The organism is Streptomyces sp. CB01373 (assembly GCF_002803075.1).
Lineage (GTDB): Bacteria > Actinomycetota > Actinomycetes > Streptomycetales > Streptomycetaceae > Streptomyces.
Genome location: NZ_NNBK01000007.1, coordinates 256,029 through 272,798 on the forward strand (window position 1 = coordinate 256,029; position 16,770 = coordinate 272,798).

At 71.0% G+C, this 16,770-nt stretch carries 15 protein-coding genes; 8 read left to right on the forward strand and 7 right to left on the reverse strand.

Features of this window, described 5'->3' with window-relative positions; genetic code table 11:
• The first annotated feature begins 53 nt into the window (after positions 1 to 53).
• The 3 genes from CG719_RS13360 to CG719_RS13370 all read left to right on the forward strand — a co-directional run bounded on the left by CG719_RS13360 (position 54) and on the right by CG719_RS13370 (position 2,546).
• Positions 54 to 1,349 carry a PP2C family protein-serine/threonine phosphatase gene (locus tag CG719_RS13360; protein ID WP_100568800.1) on the forward strand — a complete coding sequence of 432 codons (1,296 nt, stop codon included), beginning with the start codon at positions 54 to 56 and terminating at the stop codon, positions 1,347 to 1,349.
• Positions 1,350 to 1,542: 193 nt separating this feature from the next.
• On the forward strand, positions 1,543 to 1,917 hold the full coding sequence (locus tag CG719_RS13365) for a hypothetical protein (protein WP_100568801.1): 375 nt from the start codon (positions 1,543 to 1,545) through the stop codon (positions 1,915 to 1,917).
• 197 nt (positions 1,918 to 2,114) lie between these two features.
• A complete protein-coding gene (locus tag CG719_RS13370) occupies positions 2,115 to 2,546 on the forward strand; it encodes an ArsR/SmtB family transcription factor (protein WP_234375556.1) in 432 nt (143 codons plus the stop codon).
• Positions 2,547 to 2,553: 7 nt separating this feature from the next.
• Here CG719_RS13370 and CG719_RS13375 read toward each other — a convergent pair whose 3' ends face one another.
• From CG719_RS13375 to CG719_RS13385, 3 genes are all read right to left on the reverse strand, one after another.
• Positions 2,554 to 3,681, reverse strand: a complete 1,128-nt coding sequence (locus tag CG719_RS13375; RefSeq protein WP_234375557.1) for an acyltransferase family protein — start codon at positions 3,679 to 3,681, stop codon at positions 2,554 to 2,556.
• A 334-nt stretch (positions 3,682 to 4,015) separates the two neighbouring features.
• Positions 4,016 to 4,909: a ribokinase gene (gene rbsK, locus CG719_RS13380; RefSeq protein ID WP_100568803.1), complete on the reverse strand. Its 894-nt coding sequence runs from the start codon at positions 4,907 to 4,909 to the stop codon at positions 4,016 to 4,018.
• Positions 4,906 to 6,003, reverse strand: a complete 1,098-nt coding sequence (locus tag CG719_RS13385) for a LacI family DNA-binding transcriptional regulator (protein WP_324838201.1) — start codon at positions 6,001 to 6,003, stop codon at positions 4,906 to 4,908. Before CG719_RS13385 ends, rbsK begins: the two co-directional genes overlap by 4 nt.
• Before the next feature lie 262 nt (positions 6,004 to 6,265).
• Here CG719_RS13385 and uriH point away from each other — a divergent pair, with 262 nt between their 5' ends.
• Together uriH and uriT are read left to right on the forward strand one after the other, a co-directional pair.
• Positions 6,266 to 7,213 (forward strand): uridine-preferring nucleoside hydrolase UriH, encoded by a 948-nt coding sequence (gene uriH / locus CG719_RS13390; RefSeq protein ID WP_100568805.1) that lies wholly within the window; start codon positions 6,266 to 6,268, stop codon positions 7,211 to 7,213.
• Complete coding sequence (gene uriT, locus CG719_RS13395) at positions 7,210 to 8,652, forward strand: uridine transporter UriT (RefSeq protein WP_100568806.1); 1,443 nt, start codon at positions 7,210 to 7,212, stop codon at positions 8,650 to 8,652. Before uriH ends, uriT begins: the two co-directional genes overlap by 4 nt.
• 56 nt (positions 8,653 to 8,708) lie before the next feature.
• Here uriT and CG719_RS13400 read toward each other — a convergent pair whose 3' ends face one another.
• Positions 8,709 to 10,394 (reverse strand): CocE/NonD family hydrolase, encoded by a 1,686-nt coding sequence (locus tag CG719_RS13400; RefSeq protein ID WP_100568807.1) that lies wholly within the window; start codon positions 10,392 to 10,394, stop codon positions 8,709 to 8,711.
• 100 nt (positions 10,395 to 10,494) lie between these two features.
• Here CG719_RS13400 and CG719_RS13405 point away from each other — a divergent pair, with 100 nt between their 5' ends.
• Positions 10,495 to 11,211 (forward strand): TetR/AcrR family transcriptional regulator, encoded by a 717-nt coding sequence (locus CG719_RS13405; RefSeq protein ID WP_100568808.1) that lies wholly within the window; start codon positions 10,495 to 10,497, stop codon positions 11,209 to 11,211.
• Between the two features lie 87 nt (positions 11,212 to 11,298).
• On the opposite strand, the gene CG719_RS13410 is transcribed toward CG719_RS13405, so the two are convergent.
• Genes CG719_RS13410 through CG719_RS13420 form a run of 3 tightly spaced genes read right to left on the reverse strand, consistent with a single transcriptional unit; the run spans position 11,299 to position 14,983 of the window.
• Positions 11,299 to 12,624 (reverse strand): M20/M25/M40 family metallo-hydrolase, encoded by a 1,326-nt coding sequence (locus tag CG719_RS13410; protein WP_100568809.1) that lies wholly within the window; start codon positions 12,622 to 12,624, stop codon positions 11,299 to 11,301.
• Entirely contained in the window at positions 12,621 to 14,027 is a 1,407-nt protein-coding gene (locus CG719_RS13415; protein ID WP_100568810.1) for a cytosine permease, read from the reverse strand. The genes CG719_RS13410 and CG719_RS13415 overlap by 4 nt, the downstream gene beginning before the upstream one ends.
• A gap of 2 nt (positions 14,028 to 14,029) precedes the next feature.
• Positions 14,030 to 14,983 (reverse strand): DUF1177 domain-containing protein, encoded by a 954-nt coding sequence (locus tag CG719_RS13420; protein WP_100568811.1) that lies wholly within the window; start codon positions 14,981 to 14,983, stop codon positions 14,030 to 14,032.
• Between the two features lie 111 nt (positions 14,984 to 15,094).
• Here CG719_RS13420 and CG719_RS13425 point away from each other — a divergent pair, with 111 nt between their 5' ends.
• Positions 15,095 to 15,967 (forward strand): IclR family transcriptional regulator, encoded by an 873-nt coding sequence (locus CG719_RS13425; RefSeq protein WP_442802723.1) that lies wholly within the window; start codon positions 15,095 to 15,097, stop codon positions 15,965 to 15,967.
• Positions 15,968 to 15,996: 29 nt separating this feature from the next.
• The gene (pepE, locus tag CG719_RS13430) at positions 15,997 to 16,725 is read left to right on the forward strand and encodes a dipeptidase PepE (protein ID WP_100568813.1); all 729 of its coding nucleotides are present in this window, start codon (positions 15,997 to 15,999) and stop codon (positions 16,723 to 16,725) included.
• The last annotated feature ends 45 nt before the right edge of the window (positions 16,726 to 16,770 follow it).

The window sequence follows — 16,770 nt, forward strand, 5'->3', positions numbered from 1 at the left end:
ATCCCGGCGAAGGATGACAGAGTGTTACAACGGGTGCGTAAGGAAGGAACACGATGAAGCGGAAGCCTTCACAGCCGGCGGAGCCGAGGGCGGGATCCACGTCGGAGGTCGCCGCGGCCAGGCTGCGTCTGCTCGCCGAGGCGAGCCGCGCGCTGGCGTCGGGGCTCGACGCGGAGGAGGCGCTGCGCCGCGTGGCCCGGGTGGTGGTTCCGCATCTGGCCGACGCCTGTGTCGTCGACCTGGTCGAGGGGAACGGGCTGCGCCGCCTCACCGTCATGGACCGGGACGCGGAGCGGGTGTTGCGGGTACTGCCCGGCGGGTTCCTGCCCGGGCCGGACGACTCGGCCGCCGCCTTGGCGAAGGTGCTGCGCGGCGCGGGTCCGACGGTGGTCACCGACTTCGACATGCCCGATCCGGACGACTCCCTGTGCTCCGCCCAGTGGGCCCTATACCGGATGCTGGGCGCCGAGACCGCGTTGATCGTGCCCATGAGCGTTCGCCGGGAGGCTCTCGGAGCGCTCACCTTCGTACGCCGTGCCCCGGCCGTTCCCTTCGACGAGCAGGAGCGGGCGCTCGCCGCCGACCTGGGGCACCGCGCGGGCCTCGCCCTGGACAACGCGCGTCTGTACGCGCTGCAACAGCACACCGCGGAGCAGCTCCAGCTCTCCCTTCTGCCCGATCTCTCCGGGCTCGGGCACCTCCAGCTCGCCACCCGTTACGTGGCCGCCCGCGAGCGGGCCGAGGTCGGCGGCGACTGGTACGACGCCTTCCCGCTCCCCGACGGCTCGGTGGTCCTCGCGATCGGGGACGTGGTCGGCCACGACCTGGCGGCGGCCGTCCGCATGGGCCAGTTGCGCAACATGCTGCGCGCGCTCGCCTACGACAGCGGGGACGATCCGGCCGGGGTGATGAACCGTCTGGACCGGGTCATGCAGGGCCTGACCACCATCGAACTCGTCACAGCCGTCATCGCCCGCATCGAGACGCCGCCCGACGGACCGTGGCGGCTGCTCATGACCAACGCCGGCCACCTTCCGCCGCTGCTCGCCCAGCCCGACGGCCGCACTCTCCTGCTGGAGGAGGGGCACGCCCCCGTCCTGGGAGTCGACCCGGAGCTCCGGCGCGAGACCGCGGTGGTCGCCCTGCCTTCCGGCGGCACCCTGCTCTTCTACACCGACGGCCTCATCGAACGCCCCGGCGAGGACATCGGCCGCGGCCTCACCCGGCTGCGCCAGCACGCGGCCGCGCTGGCCCGTGAACCGCTGACGGTCTTCCGCGACGAACTGCTCACCCGGTTGAGCAACGACCAGCACGACGACATCGCCATCCTCGCCCTGCGTATCCCCTGATTCCTCGAAACGCGTGGGTACAGAGAAGCGAAAGGTCAGTTGTGGTCGTCAACGTGTTCGTATTCGACACTCCCCGATCAATGGATGTCAGTGTTGAAGACCTCCCCTCGGACGTCCCGGACGCGCGCCTACGGTGCGCTCACCGGACGGCCGGCGCCGTCCCGGACTCAGCCGACGATCAAGGGGAGACACCGTGGCGAGTGTGGAAGTGTCGCTGAAGGAAATGATGACCGCGGTCGAGGGGGCGCTGGGCGCGGCGGTCGTCGACTACACCAGCGGAATGGCCCTGGGAACCCTGGGCGGGGGCAAGGACCTGGATCTCACCATCGCCGCGGCGGGGAACACGGATGTGATCCGCGCCAAGGTGCGCACCATGGAGCAGCTGGGCCTGAACAGTGAGATCCAGGACGTGCTGATCACGCTCGGCGACCAGTACCACCTGATCCGCCTGGTCACCGGACGCAACGGCAACGGCCTGTTCCTCTACCTGGTGCTGGACAAGACCCGTTCGAATCTGGCGATGGCCCGCCACCAGCTCAAGCGCGTCGAGGAACAGCTCGAGATCTAGCTCTTCGCCTGCCCCGGGCCGACGTGTGCCCATGATGTGAAAACTTCTTCAAGTCACCACATCAGCATGATTCCAATTCGTGGTTGCACGCGGCCCGGGGCGAGAAGGATCTGCTCTGCGCAGCACATTCCGTGTGGCGTCCCGCGGGGCGCCACCGCGTCTTGGACCATCCCCGATGCGGCAGGGAGCACGCACTCATGCAAGTCCCCCTCTACCAGGCCAAGGCGGAGTTCTTCCGCATGCTCGGGCACCCCGTGCGCATCCGGGTCCTGGAGCTGCTCCAGCACGGTCCCGTGCCCGTACGCGATCTGCTCGCCGACATCGAGATCGAGCCGTCCAGCCTCTCGCAGCAACTGGCCGTGCTGCGACGCTCCGGCATCGTCGTGTCCATCCGGGAAGGATCGACGGTCCGCTACGCCCTCGCCGGCGGCGATGTCGCCGAACTGCTGCGCGCGGCCCGCCGTATCCTCACCGAACTCCTGGCCGGCCAGAACGAACTGCTCGCCGAACTCCGGCAGACCGACGGTGCAGTTCCCGCCGTGCCCGCCGGATCCGGGCGGATGCCCGTGGGGGCCCGACTCGCGCACACCGTCGTGCCGTCGGAGGCGCGGGGCCGCGACAAGGAGTGAGCGGCACTCAACGATGCCGCGCCGGAGGCTGCGGAACGAACGTGGCGCTCTTCAGCGAACGCCGCATGGCCCGCACCATCGGACGCTCCACGAACCGGTGCACGAGATAGGCCAGCACGACCAGGGCGACGACCGTGACCCCGACCAGGAGGAGCGGATCGAACCGGTCTCCGAAGTGGTGCGCGACGGTCATGCCGAGCGTGTCGTGCAGCAGGTAGAGCGGGAAGGTCATCGTGCCCATGACGGTCAGCCCGCGCCAGCGGAGCCGGCGGGTCCGGCCGAGCGCGATCGCGCCGACCATCAGGAAGAAGAGCGTGACCGCCAGTACGAGCCAGCCGCGCCAGGGCGCCCAGGTCTCCCAGTTGTTGCGCCCGCCGGTGGGTGCCAGCAGGAAGTGCAGGGCCAGCAGCCAGGACATGGCGACGATGCCCCACAACAGAGGTGTGGGCCGGTAGCGGTGCATGAGGTAGAAGGCCATGCCCGCGATGAAGTACGGGGCGGAGGTCGGGTTCACCACGAGTGTGAGCAGCGGGATGTGGGCGGCGGGCGCGAGTACGGCGGCGACCGTCCACAGCCCGCAGAAGATCACGACGCGCTGGTAGCTGAGGCCCTTCCACACCACGACGGCGAAGGTGAGGTAGAAGCAGAGCTCCGGCCACAGGGTCCAGTAGACGGGGTCCAGGTTGGACACGCCGAGCGGGGTCTGGAGCATGGTGAAGTTCGCGAGCAGGACGCGCGGGTGGGGGTGCCCGAAGGGGGTGTCGGCGAAGTAGATGACGCACGCCGACACCACGATGGCGATCCAGTACATCGGGTACAGGCGGGTGACGCGGGAGATGAAGAAGTCACGCGGGGTGCGCCCCCAGGCGCTCATGCAGATGACGAAGCCGCTGATCAGGAAGAACAGGTCGACACCGAGCCGCCCGAAGGCGAAGTAGCCGTGCAGCTCGGGGAAGACGCTCTGGTACGGGCGCCCCCAGATGACCTGCATCGCCCCCGCTGTCTGGCCGGCGAAGTGGAAGAGCACCACCGACAGCGCCGCCAGGAAGCGCAGCCCGTCCAGTGCGGCGAGCCGGTCTCTGCCGGTGCCGCGCCCGGCGACGATCACCGGTGCCGCAGGGGGTGCCTGCGGCACCAGCACTTCCTCGGTGACCGCCCCCTCGTTCCGCGGTCGCGTGGCTGCACCGGCCGATGCCCTGCGATCCGTCTGGGTCATATCTCCCGTTCCAGAGTCGTCCTTTACCGAAAGGGCCCTGGAATCCGGATCGATGCCCGACGGGCGGATGACGATTTCGTCGAGTTTGTACTCGTTCCGCTACGGGGGCGAGTGCCGGCACCGCCCTGGCCCACAGAAGTGGCCTACCCGAAGTCCTCGATGAGATACGGGGCCGCCGGGGTGACAAGAACCGCACACAGAGGCGACCTGTCACCCGGCAGTCCACCGGCAGGCCCTCCCCCACTGAGGGCCCTCAGCGCTTGAGGAACGCCTCCACCTCGTCGCGGTGGGGCAGTGACGGCTGTGCGCCGGGGCGGGTGGTGCTCAGTGCCGCCGCGGCGCAGGCCCAGCGGGCGGCCTGCTCCAGGGTGCGGCCCTCGGCGAGGGCGACGGCGAGCGCTCCGCAGAAGCAGTCGCCGGCCGCCGTGGTGTCGACCGGCCCGACCGTGAAGGCCGGGATGTGCAGCCGCGCGGTGCCCTCCAGGAGGAGCACGCCGTCACCGCCGAGGGTGACGATGACCGCGCCCGCTCCGCGCAGTTTGCCCGCGGCGGCGGCGACCTCGTCGATCGTGTCCGGTACCGGGGTGCCGGTGAGGGCGGCCAGTTCGGTGCGGTTGGGGACCAGCACGTCGACGTGGCGGGGCGGGACGGCGCCCTCGACGGCGGGAGCCGGATTGTACACGACGATGCCGCCTGCCAGCTCGGCCGCCGCGTGGTTGGCCTCGTCGGGGACCTCCTGCTGGAGGACCGTGACCTCGGCCCGGCCCAGCACGTCGGCGGCGGCCCGGCAGTCGGCCGCGGTCAGGCGGGAGTTGGCGCCGGGGCTGACGATGATGGAGTTCTCGCCCGACGGGTTGACGGCGATCAGCGCGCGTCCGGTGGGCACTCCGGGAGTGCGGGTCAGGTGCGCGGTGTCCACGCCCTCGGCGCGCGCCGCGGCGGCCATCACATCGGCGGCGTCGTCCTCGCCGACCCGGCCGATCAGGGCGACCTGCCCGCCGAGCCGGGCCGCGGCGACCGCCTGGTTGGCCCCCTTGCCGCCGGGGTGCTCGACGATGTCCCCGCCGAGCACGGTCTCCCCCGGCACCGGATGCCGGGGAACGGGTGCGACGAGATCGAGGTTGAGGCTTCCGACGACTGCGATCACTGGTGTTCCTCTGAGGTTCTGCTGCCGGGGATGGTCGTGGGCGCGGCGGCGCGGGGGCCGCTGGAAGCGCGGACGACGAGTCGGGGTGAGAGGCGGACGGCCCGGTACGCCTCGGCCCCCCCGCCGTCGAGCCGCTCGGCAAGGAGCCGGAGCGCCTCGGCCGCCACCTGGGCGGCCGGCTGGCGGACCGTGGTCAGGTTGGGTTCGGCGAGGCTCGCCATGGGGATGTCGTCGAAGCCGGTGACGGCGACCTCGCCGGGGACGTCGACGCCGAGTTGTCCGAGGCGTTGCAGCGCTCCGACCGCGATGAGGTCGTTGGCGCAGACGACGGCGTCCGGGCGGGCCGGCCAGATCCGGTCGACCGCGGCCCGCCCCCATTCCACGGAGAAGTCGCCGAGTTCGGTGCGTTCGGAGGCGAGCGGGTCGAGGGCGGCGACGCCCGCCTCGTAGGCCGTGCGCCGCTCGACGGCCGTCGAGGCGGTGCCGGCGGCGCCGAGGAAGCAGAATCGGCGGCGCCCGGTGCGGGTCAGGTGCTCCAGGACGAGGGCCATGCCGGCGGCGTTGTCGACGGCCACCGAGTCGGCGACGCCGGGGCCGCAGGAGCGGTCGAGGAGGACCAACGGGACGCGGGCCGCCGCGAGTTCGACCGCCGCGCGGCTGTGGGTCTCGTCGACCGGGATGACCAGCAGCGCGTCCACCTGCCGGTCCAGCAGGGCGGTGATCCGGGCCGCCTCGGTCCGCGGGTCGTCGTCGCAGTCGGCGAGCAGCAGGGCGCGGCCCCCGGCGTGCAGGGCGTGCTCGACCTCACGGACGAGGGAGGGGAAGAAGGGGTTGGTGATCTGGGGCAGCACCAGGCCGATGGTGCCGGTGGAGCGGCTGCGCAGGGCGCGGGCGACCTGGTTGGGGCGGTAGCCGAGGCTTTCGGCCGCGGCCCGCACTCGGCGTGCCGTCTCCGCTCCCACCGGGCGGGTGCCGGCCAGCACGCGGGACACCGTGGCGACGGAGCATCCGGACGCGCGAGCCACATCACGCAATGTCACCTCGGTCACCGCACTCCGCCCCCTTCTGTCGGCTCGGTTTCCTGGTCGGCACACGACCCTCCGGCGCCGACCAGCACCGATGCCGGAGAACGTTATCACCAGCCTCCTGCGCCCCGGACTGCCGTGGAGCAGGGGAGGGCGGGAGAAAGATGTAACGTCCATTGACATATTGATGAGGAATGGGCGAATGTTCGGGAGAACGTTTTCCCTAACGTCTCCCCAGGCGCCGGACCACTCGGCGCCCTCCGGACGTGGCCGCCCCTGGGCGTCCCCGGAGATCGGTTTCACCCAGGTAAGCGAGCAAAGGGGCTCTCCGTTGGCCAGAAAGATCATCCTCGACTGCGACCCGGGACACGACGACGCCATCGCCATGCTTCTGGCGCACGGCAATCCCGAGATCGAGCTCGTGGCCGTCACGACCGTGGTCGGGAACCAGACGCTGGAGAAGGTGACCCGCAACGCGCTGTCCGTGGCCCGTATCGCCGGGATCACCGGAGTGCCCTTCGCCGCGGGCTGCCCCCGGCCTCTGGTGCGCGACATCGAGACGGCGCCGGACATCCACGGCGAGTCCGGACTCGACGGACCCGTGCTGCCCGAGCCGACCCTGGAGCTGGACCGCCGCCACGCGGTCGACCTGATCATCGACACGGTCATGTCGCACGAGCCGGGCGAGATCACCATCGTGCCGACCGCCGGTCTGACCAACATCGCGATGGCGGTCCGCAAGGAGCCGCGCATCGCCTCCCGTGTCCGTGAGGTCGTCCTGATGGGCGGCGGCTACCACGAGGGCAACTGGAGCGCGGTCGCCGAGTTCAACATCAAGATCGACCCCGAGGCCGCGCACATCGTCTTCAACGAGAGCTGGCCGGTCACCATGGTTGGTCTCGACCTCACGCACCAGGCGCTCGCGACGCCCGACGTCACCGAGAAGATCGCCGCGGTCGGCACCGCGCCCGCCAAGTTCGTCCTGGAGCTGCTGGACTTCTTCGGCGCGATGTACGAGCAGGCCCAGGGCTTCGAGTTCCCGCCCGTGCACGACCCCTGCGCGGTCGCCTACGTCATCGACCCCGACGTCATGACGGTGCGCAAGGCCCCCGTGGACATCGAGCTCACCGGCACGCTGACCCTGGGCATGACCGTGGCCGACTTCCGGGCGCCCGCCCCGGACGACTGCCACACGCAGGTCGCGGTGAAGCTCGACCACGAGCGGTTCTGGAACCTGGTCGTGGACGCACTCGAGCGGATCGGCGACGTCCAGGCATGACCGTTCCCAGCGTTTCCACCACCGACAGACCACCCGGCTCCGCGCAGGGCTCCCCCGTCCGGATCGGTGTGCTACTGACCGCGCTGCTCGCCGCGTGCGTGGCCTTCCAGCTCAACGCCAGCATGATCAGCCCGGCGCTGAAGAGCATGGAGGGCGCCCTCCACGCCACCTCGGCCGAGATCGGGCTCACCCAGACCGCGTTCTTCACGTCCGCGGCCCTGTTCTCGCTGTTCCTGCCGCGACTGGGCGATGTCGTCGGCCGCCGCAAGGTCCTCACCGGCATGCTGGCCCTGATGGCCGTCGGATGTGTCGTCGCCGCGTTCGCGCACAACGTCCCGGTCCTGTTCGCCGGGCGCATCATCCAGGGCGTGAGCGGCCCGGTCGTCCCGCTGTGCCTGATCATGCTGCGGGAGGAGGTGCCCGAGCCCAAGCGCTACGGCACCCTGCTCGGTGTGATCACCGCCTTCAACGGCGGAGTCGCGGGTGTCGACTCCCTCGCGGGCGGCTACCTCGCCGACCACCACGGGTTCCAGTCGGTCTTCTGGGCGATGGCCGTCGTCGCGGCGGTCGCCACGGCCATGGTCGCGCTGATGAGCCGCGAGTCCAAGGCGCCGGTCGCCGAGCGCATGGACTGGCCCGGCGTCGTGCTGCTCGTGGTCTCGGTGGGCTCGCTGCTCATCGCGCTGAACGAGGCCGGCAAGCTCGCCGCGGCCAACTGGCCGCTGATCGCCCTGCTCGTGGTCGTCGCCGCGGTGGCCTTCGCGCTGTTCTGGCGCACGGAGAACCGCAGCGGGCATCCGCTGGTCGCCACGCATCATCTGCGGCAGCGCTCCACGTGGGCGCTCCTGCTCACGACGGTGCTCACCATGACGGGTGTGTTCGCCGTCATGAACGGGCTGATCCCCGCGTTCGCCGAGGACGCGCAGGCGGGACTCGGCTTGTCCGCGCAGCAGTCCGCGTGGTGGACCCTCACGCCGTACGCCCTGGCCGGGCTCGCCATGGGTCCGATCGCCGGCCGGCTGGCCGCCACCTTCGGGTACGGCCGGATCCTGCGCATCGGTCTCGTCGGAGCCGCGGCGACCGTGGTCCTGATGATCCTCACGCTGCACGGCCATTCGCGGGCCATGCTGCTGACGGCGTCCATCCTGGTGGGGATCACCTACGCCGGGATCGGGAACATCGTGCTCAACGGGCTCGGCATCGTGCTGTCCCCGCGTGAGAACCCCGGGTTCCTGCCCGGTCTGAACGCGGGCGCGTTCAACCTGGGCGCCGGTCTGAGCTTCGCGCTGCTGTACGCGGTGAAGACCGCGGCGGCCCCCGCGGATCCGTCGTCGACCGGCGACTACACCACCGCCATGATCACGGGTGCGGTCATCATGGCCGTCGCCGTCGTGACGTCGTTCCTCATACCCAAACCGGTGGCTGCGGAAGCGCGTTGAGCACGCGGGCCCCGCCGGGAGCGAACTCCCGGCGGGGCCCGCGTCGTAGCGAAGGGTCAAGCCGGCCCGGAACCGTGGGCGAGTGTCAGTGCCGAGTCCGCGTGCAGCGTGACGCGCGCCGGTGTGAAGGTGGTGGCGTCCACGGGGGACTCGCCGGTACCGGGATTGCGGGCGTAGCGCGGATGAGCGCCCGCGCTGATCTGCCAGCGTATGCGGTGACCGGCGGCAAAGCGGTGGGCGGTGGCGCTCATGGGTACGCTGACCTGCGAGGACCCCTGCCCAGCCGTCCTCGTCCGGCCCAGCCCGTCGCAGACGTTGACCGAGCGGCCCTGTGGGTCCACGTCGCACAGGCGGGTGAAGACGTCGGCCTGGCCGGTGTCCGTGGAGATGCTCAGCCGGGCGGAGACCGGGCCGACGACATCGACGGGTTCGGTCAGCGGCGGGCCGGTGAACGTCAGCACGTCGTCCCGGGCTTCCAGGCTGCTGTTGTCCCGAGGACCGGCGCCGTGGGAGAGCAGCGGGCCACCGAGGGACGGGGTGGGGTCGGCGGGGTCGTAGCGGAACGACGCCAGTGGTCCGGAGTCCGTGGGTGCCTGTCGGGTGAGGTGCCCGTCCGGGGTGGGGAACCACGCCGTGGTGGCCGGGTCCGCCGGCCAGTCGTCGAGGTCGCGCCAGGCGTCCTCGCCGCCGATGTGCGCGCGCACCACGGTGGGGCGCAGACCGGAGGAATCTCCGCAGAGGTGGGCGCGCAGCCAGGCGAGGCTTTCGGCGAACACCTCGGGCCACCCCTGCTGAAGTGCGGAGGTGTGGGTCCAGGGGCCGACGAGCAGGGCGGTCCGGCAGCCGGCGCGGCGCAGTCGCTCGTACTGTTCGAGGCTCTGGTCGACCAGTGCGTCGTGCCATCCGGTGATCAAGCCGGTCGGCACGTTCAGCCGGTCCGCCGCCGTTGCCAGCGACGCTCCACGCCAGTACGCGTCGTCGGCGTCCGGGTGCGTCATCACGTCGTCCAGCCAGGGCACCTCGCCGCCGAGGGCGGAGACATACGCCCCGCGCAGCGGCTGCGCGAAGGTGACCTCACGCAGGCGGCGTCGCAGGCGCAGCGTCGCCCTCAGAAACGCTGCCGTTCCCTGGTGCTGATAGGTCATGCCCGCGCCGACGGCGAGGACGTTCTCCAGGCGGAGGGCGCCGTCCGCGTGGAACAGCGCGTGGGGATCGTGCAGGCCCACCTGCACCACCATCGCCTTCAGCTCCGGCGGCGGGTCCAGGGCGAGAGCCCACTGCACGTAGCCGAGGTAACTGGGGCCCACGGTCCCCAGTGTTCCGGTGAACCAGGGCTGATCGCGCAGCCAGGACACCGTGGCCCGGCCGTCCTCCCCCTCGTTGCGCCACAGGTCGAACGCACCGCCTGAGCCGCCGGTGCCGCGGCAGCTCTGCAGTACGACGTGAAAGCCCTGTTCGGCGAAGAGCATGCCGTACATGGGGGACCAGGGCAGGCCCCTGCCGTAGGGCGAGCGCACCAGAAGGGTGGGGAAATCGCCCTGTGCGCGGGGGAAGTAGTGGTCGGTGATCAACGGGCTGCCGTCGGCGGCCGGAACCACCAGGCCCGGCTCCCACCCGGCGTCGTGCCGTCTGTGCGGGAGTCCGCGCCAGGTCGCCCTCAGCAGCCGTGAGGCCAGTGGCGGCTTTCGCGAAGGCGGTGCCCAGGCCGGCGTCGGCGCGGGGCCGTGTGTGCGTGGTGCCATCGTTCCCCTCCTCATTTTCCGTACAGTGTACGAGAATAGAAGATGCTTGGATGACACTCACAGGGGCGGTGCCGCGTACGAGGAAAGGAGCACGAAGTCCGTGTCCCGAGACGGAGAGACCGGCGCCTCGGGCGTCGATCCCGAGCAGTTGTGGCTGGGCCACCTCCAGCCCCGCAGGGGTCGCAGACCCGCCTACAGCCGTGAGGCGATCACGACGGCAGCCGTCGGCCTGGCGGACGCGGAAGGGCTCGACGCGGTCACCATGCGCCGGGTCGCCGCACGGGTCGGAGCCGGCGTCATGTCCCTCTACAGCTACGCCCCCGACAAGGAGACGCTGCTGGAGCTGATGGTCGACCACGTCAGCGGCGAACTGCCGACCACGGTCGCGTCCACCGGCGACTGGCGCGGCGACATCAAGGCCATCGCCCACCTCCAGCGCGCCCTGATGCTCCGGCATCCCTGGCTGCCCGCCGCCCTGTCCACACGCCGCACCCCCGGCCCCCATACGCTGGCCTTCATGGAGCGCGCGCTCGCCGCCCTGCGGCCCACCGGGCTGGACGGTGCGGCGAGGCTGGAGGTCTTCGCCCAGCTCACCGCGTTCGTGGTCGGGCACGTCAGCCACGAGATCGCACAGGCCTCGGCCGCGCAGGCGCCCGGTCGAGCCGCGGCCGAAGCCCGTTATCTCGCCGCCGTCGCCGCGGACGGCCACCACCCGGAACTCGCCGCGGCCCTCGCCGCCCCCGGGCGCCCCCTCACTCCGGAAGCGACGTTCAGCCGCTTCCTCAACCGCCTGATCGACGGCCTCGGAACCGACTGACCCCGGCCACGCCGAAAGCCCCGTGCGGCCCGGTGAGCGTCTGCTCGCCGGGCCGCACGGGGCGGCGCAGGGGTGGGAGCGGGTCCTTCAGCAGCTCTGCCACAGGCGGGTCATCACCCGGACACCGAAGCGCAGGCCTTCCAGGGGGACTCGTTCGTCGACGCCGTGGAAAAGGCGGCCGTAGTCGAGGTCGTGGGGCAGTTTCAGGCCCTTGAAGCCGAAGCAGCGGATGCCGAGCTTCGTGAAGGCCTTCGCGTCGGTGCCGCCCGGGTTGCAGTACGGCACCGGGTGACCGTCGGGGTCCTCGGCGCGTACGGCCTCGCACATCGCGTCGACGAGGGGGCCGTCGAAGGTGGTCTCCATGGCGATGTCGTGGTTGACCCACTGCCGGCTGACCGACGGCAGGAGCAACTTGTCGATGGTGTCGACGAGTTCCTGCTCATGGCCGGGCAGGAAGCGGCCGTCGACGCGTGCGGTGGCCCGGCCCGGGATCACGTTGGTCTGGTAACCCGCCGAGAACATGGTGGGGTTGGCGGAGTTGCGCAGCACCACCTGCATGAAGTCGGCGACCGGCCCGAGCTTCGCGAGTTCCGCGTCGAGGTCCTCGGCGTCGAAGTCGATGTCGACGCCCTGGAGCCGTGCGGCCTCCGCGAGCAGCGCGCGCACCGGTTCGATCAGGCGGATCGGGAAGGTGTGGCGGCCGATGCGGGTGAGCGACTCGGCGAGGTCGGTGACCGCGTTCTCGTCGTTGGGCGAGGAGCCGTGGCCCGCGCGGCCGGTGGCCGTCAGTTCCATCCAGGCCATGCCGCGCTGGGCGTTCTCGATCGGGTACAGCCGCCGGGTGTCGTCGAGCGCGTAGCTGAACCCGCCGCCCTCGCCGATCGCCTCGGTGACGCCGGCGAACAGCTCGGGCCGGTGCTCGACCAGCCAGTGCGCGCCGTACCTGCCGCCCGCCTCCTCGTCGGCGAGGAAGGCCAGGACGATGTCGCGGGACGGCCGGGTGCCGGTGCGGGCGAAGTGCCGGGCGGTGGCCAGCATGACCGCCACCGTGTCCTTCATGTCGATGGCGCCCCGGCCCCACAGGTAGCCGTCCCGGATCTCGCCGGAGAACGGCGGGACCTGCCACTCGTTCGGGTCGGCCGGTACGACGTCCAGATGGCCGTGGACGAGCAGGGCCCCGCGGTCCGGGTCGCGGCCCGGGATGCGGGCGACGACGTTGGCGCGGCCCGGCGCGCTCTCCACCAGCTCCGAGGTGACGCCGGCCTCGGCCAGCAGCTCGACGACCCGGTCGGCGCAGGCCCGCTCGTCGCTGGTGGGGTTGGAGGTGTCGAAGCGGATCAGCTCCGCGCACAGTTCGATGGCCTCGCGCTGTGCCTCCTCGGAGGCGGCGGCGAGTGCGGGGGTGGTGCTCATGACGCTCCTACGGGGGCCGTGCCGGTGGCGGCCGGGGACTGCCCGGTGCCGTCGGCGGCCTCGTCGTCGAGGGTGGTGGTGCCGTAGGTCCTGATCCAGCCGGCGAGTCCGAGGACGCTGTACAGGACGAAGGCGGTCAGCAGGGAGTTGAGTGCGGGGATGCCGCCGTCGTAGAACTTGCCGACGCAGAACGCCGCGGCCCAGATGACCAGGGACATCGGCACCCAGACCGGTGAGGTGGCGGGCAGGGTCTGCGTCTCGCGGGTGGCGTCGAGCGGTCCGCGCATGCGGCGCACCACCCAGTACTCGGCGACGATGATGCCGCCGACCGGCGGGATGGCCACGCCGAGCACCGACAGGAAGTCGGTGAAGTGGGTCATGATGCCGACCGCGGACAGCAGGGTGCCGGCGAGGCCGAGGACGATGGTCACCGCGCCGCGGCGCAGGCGCTTGCGGAAGACGACCTGGAAGAAGTTCACGACGCCGAGCGAGGAGCCGTACAGGTTCCAGTCGTTGATCTTCGCCGTGGACATCAGGACGACCAGCACACCGAAGACGCCGGAGGTGGAGAGCACGATCTGGGAGACCTGGTTGCTGCCCACCAGATGACCGAGCAGGACACCGGTCATGCCGACGATGTACTCGGACAGGATCATGGAGGAGGCGCTCTGCACGAAGACGTGGGCGCCCTTCTTGTTGTAGCGGGTCATCTCGGGCGCGACGATCGCGCCGGTCATGAAGCCGCCCGCGATGGCGGTCGCGGCGACCGACAGCGGGATCGCCGGGCCGGGGGCCGGCGAGTGGACGAGGTCCGAGATGGAGTGCTTGGTCAGGGCGTCGGTGACGGACCAGGCGACCATCGCGAAGAACAGCGGGGTGACGATCTTCGCGAAGACCGCCATGTACCGGAAGCCGAAGACCACCAGGACCGTGATGGCCAGTCCGGCGACTACGCACCACAGCCACGAGGGGCCGCCGACCAGGGCGGAGACGCTGTTGCCGAAGATCGTGTTCTGCACCCCGAACCAGCCGACGAGGCTGATGGAGATGACGAGGCTGACCAGCGCGGAGCCGTTGCGGCCGAAGCCGACCCAGCGGGTCAGCAGCGGGGTCGCGAGGCCCTCTCGCATACCGGCCAGGCCGATCGCGAAGATCACGACTTCCAGGATCACGGCGCCGAGGGTGAAGGCGAGGAGCGCGTTGCCGAAGGACATCCCGACACCGATGGTGGCGCCGAGCGTGAACTGCGAGATCGATCCGGACTGGGCGAGCCACTGGAGCAGCATCGTCCAGAAGCCGAGCCGTTCGTCGCGCGGGACGCGGGCGAGGGCGTAGTCGTCGCTGCCCAGGGCTCTTTGGCCGGCGGTGTCCGGGGAGGTGGCGGTGTTCTTGTGTGCGGCCATGATCACGACTCCCTGGGTGCGCGGCCGAGGGTCTGCAGGTGTGCCAGCGAGCCGTAACGGGACACGAGCTGGTCGAACTCCACGTCGTCGTGGAAGTCCAGGCGTCCGCCGCCGTAGGCCTTCGCGGTCTCGACGGCGAACCGGGCGGCGGCCGCGATGTCGCTCTCGTGACTCGCACCCGTCTGGCAGCCGGGCACCGCCGCGGCCGAGGTGACCGCGAGGCCGACGACCGGGGCGGACGTCGCCGTGGCCGGCTGAAGGATCGAATTGATGTGGTGTACACCGTTACCGTACGGGGTGATGTCCTGAGTGGTCACCGGGTACGTGACCAACGGCTCACCGGTGACCACGGCCAGCAGCTCGCCCAGCTGCTCGCTGACCTTGAGTACCCAGCCCTCCTTGACGGTGGGCGACAGGGCCAGGCCCTTGTGGTTGATGATCCGGTTGCCCTTGGTGGTGTCGATGGAGAGCACCGCCTCCATCGCGTCGGTGACCTCGTGCCGGTTCATGGTGGCGATGTCGACCGGCGAGTCCATGAACGGCACCGGGTCGTGCGGTGCGGTCGGGGCGTTCGGGCAGATGTGGGTGGCCACGATCACGTCGCCGTCGAGCACGTCGCCGCGGCGGCGCATGTCCAGCAGCTTGGCGGCGGTGGCGATCGCGGCGATCGCGCCGTCCGCGTCGGAGACCAGGCCGGTGATCTCCGGACGGGCGCCCACGCCGCCGAGCCGCCCGACCACGCCGAGGGTGCGCGAGGTGCCGCCGCGGCTGCGGCCGGTGCGGCCCGGCACGCGCACGAGGACGAAGTCCGTGGCGCCCCGCTCGCCGGTGACGGTGGTGACCTGGGCGCCGGAGCCGGCGGGGCCCGCCACGGAGTCGAGGTAGGCGGCGACTCCCTTGCCGTCGGCATCGGGATCGTCCAGCAGATCCACGATGTCCAGGACGTACTTCAACATGGGCAGCTTCTCCTGATCCGCACCTGAGGCGGTGCTGACAGAAGATTCGGGATCCGTTAACCTTCTTCGCAACTGTTTCCCGTTATCTGCAATTCAGGTCTGAATGGCGAGATGGGCGGAGGGACGGACGTCCAATGCGGACGTCATGCGGAGAGGAGTGCCGTGCCTGACATCCCCGTCGACCGGAAGACCCCGGCCGGGGCGCTGCAGACCGTCGACCGCGCCCTGCTGGTGCTGCTGGCGTTCGAGCGCACCCGGCCCGACTGGGGCGTGACGGAGGTGGCCACCGAGTTCGGCTGGGACACCTCGGTCGCGCAGCGGCTCCTGTCCACGCTGGCCGGCCGCGGCTTCCTGGTGTCGGATCCGGCGACCCGCCGCTACCGGATCGGTCCCGCCGCACTGCGGCTCGGCCGACTCTGGGAGCGCTCCGGCTCGCTGGAACTGCTCGCGGAGCCCGTCCTCCAGGAGCTGCGCGCGGCGACCGGCGACACGGTCCTGTTCTGTCTGCCCGACAGCTTCCACATGCGGTGCGTGGCGGCGGTCGAGGGCGAGGAGGGGCCGCTGCGGTACTACCCTCTGGTCGGCGAGCTGTACCCGGCGCACGCGGGCGCGACCAGCAAGTCGTACTACGCGTTCCTGCCCGACGAGCAGCGCCACCGGCTGTTCCGCGGCCGGCCCATGGCCCGGTTCACGGAGCGCACGGTCACCGACCCCGACCAGCTGGAACGCGAGTTCCGTCAGGTGCGGGCGCAGGGGTACGCGTGGACGGTGGGCGAGTACGACGCGGGCATCGGCACTGTCGCCGTGCCGGTCTTCCTCGGCGCCGAGCCCTACGGCAGTCTCAGCCTGGGGGCCGCCGGGGAGCGCTTCCCGGACGGTCCCGAGGACCGGCTCGACGCGCTGCGCAAGGCGGCCCGCCTGCTGGAACAGCGGCTGACGCATCCGCCCCAGCACCACCGCCGCCCGCGCGGCCGTACGGCCTGAAGCATCGAACCCATGGTGAGGAACACCCCTTGAACCTGCTGCTCCTGTCCAACTCCACCCAGTACGGCCGTGGTTACCTGGAACACGCCCTCGACACCGTGACCGCGTTCCTGCCGGACCGGGCACGGCTCGCGTTCGTGCCGTACGCGCTCGCCGACCACGACGCCTACACGGCCAAGGTGCGCGACGCGCTCGCCGGGGCCGGCATCGACGTGCACGGGGTGCACGAGGGCGGTGACCCGGTCGGCCGGCTCGCCGAGGCGGACGCCGTGTTCGTCGGCGGCGGCAACTCCTTCCGGCTGCTGACCGCCCTGTACCGGACGGGTCTGCGGGAGGCGCTGATCAAGGCGGTCGGGGACGGGCTGCCGTACATGGGCGCCAGCGCGGGCACCAACATGGCCGCGCCCACGCTGCGCACCTCCAACGACATGCCGATCGTCCAGCCTCCGTCCTTCGAGGCGCTGGGTCTTGTCCCGTTCCAGATCAACCCGCACTACCTGGACCCCGCCCCGGGTTCCACGCACAAGGGCGAGACCCGCGAGGAGCGCCTGACGGAGTTCCTCGAGGAGAACGACGTGCCGGTCCTCGGCCTGCGCGAGGGCTCCTGGCTGCGTGTGACGGGGACCCACGCAGAGATCGGCGGCGAGAGCGCCGCCCGCCTCTTCTCCCGCGGCACGGCACCGCGCGAGATCCCGGTCGGCACGGACGTCTCCGAACTGCTCACCACCACCCCGGAGTACGACACACCGGCGCGGTAGGGCCGGGAGCGGGCCGAAGGAGAGCCGCCACCGCGCCGGGGGAAG

Excerpts from the sequence above, each read along its gene's own strand:
- CG719_RS13425 (WP_442802723.1), top strand. The coding sequence starts at position 15,095 with ATGGGCGGAGGGACGGACGTCCAATGCGGACGTCATGCGGAGAGGAGT.
- CG719_RS13415 (WP_100568810.1), bottom strand. The coding sequence starts at position 14,027 with ATGGCCGCACACAAGAACACCGCCACCTCCCCGGACACCGCCGGCCAA.
- CG719_RS13420 (WP_100568811.1), bottom strand. The coding sequence starts at position 14,983 with ATGTTGAAGTACGTCCTGGACATCGTGGATCTGCTGGACGATCCCGAT.
- CG719_RS13400 (WP_100568807.1), bottom strand. The coding sequence starts at position 10,394 with ATGGCACCACGCACACACGGCCCCGCGCCGACGCCGGCCTGGGCACCG.
- CG719_RS13370 (WP_234375556.1), top strand. The coding sequence starts at position 2,115 with ATGCAAGTCCCCCTCTACCAGGCCAAGGCGGAGTTCTTCCGCATGCTC.
- CG719_RS13360 (WP_100568800.1), top strand. The coding sequence starts at position 54 with ATGAAGCGGAAGCCTTCACAGCCGGCGGAGCCGAGGGCGGGATCCACG.
- uriT (WP_100568806.1), top strand. The coding sequence starts at position 7,210 with ATGACCGTTCCCAGCGTTTCCACCACCGACAGACCACCCGGCTCCGCG.
- CG719_RS13410 (WP_100568809.1), bottom strand. The coding sequence starts at position 12,624 with ATGAGCACCACCCCCGCACTCGCCGCCGCCTCCGAGGAGGCACAGCGC.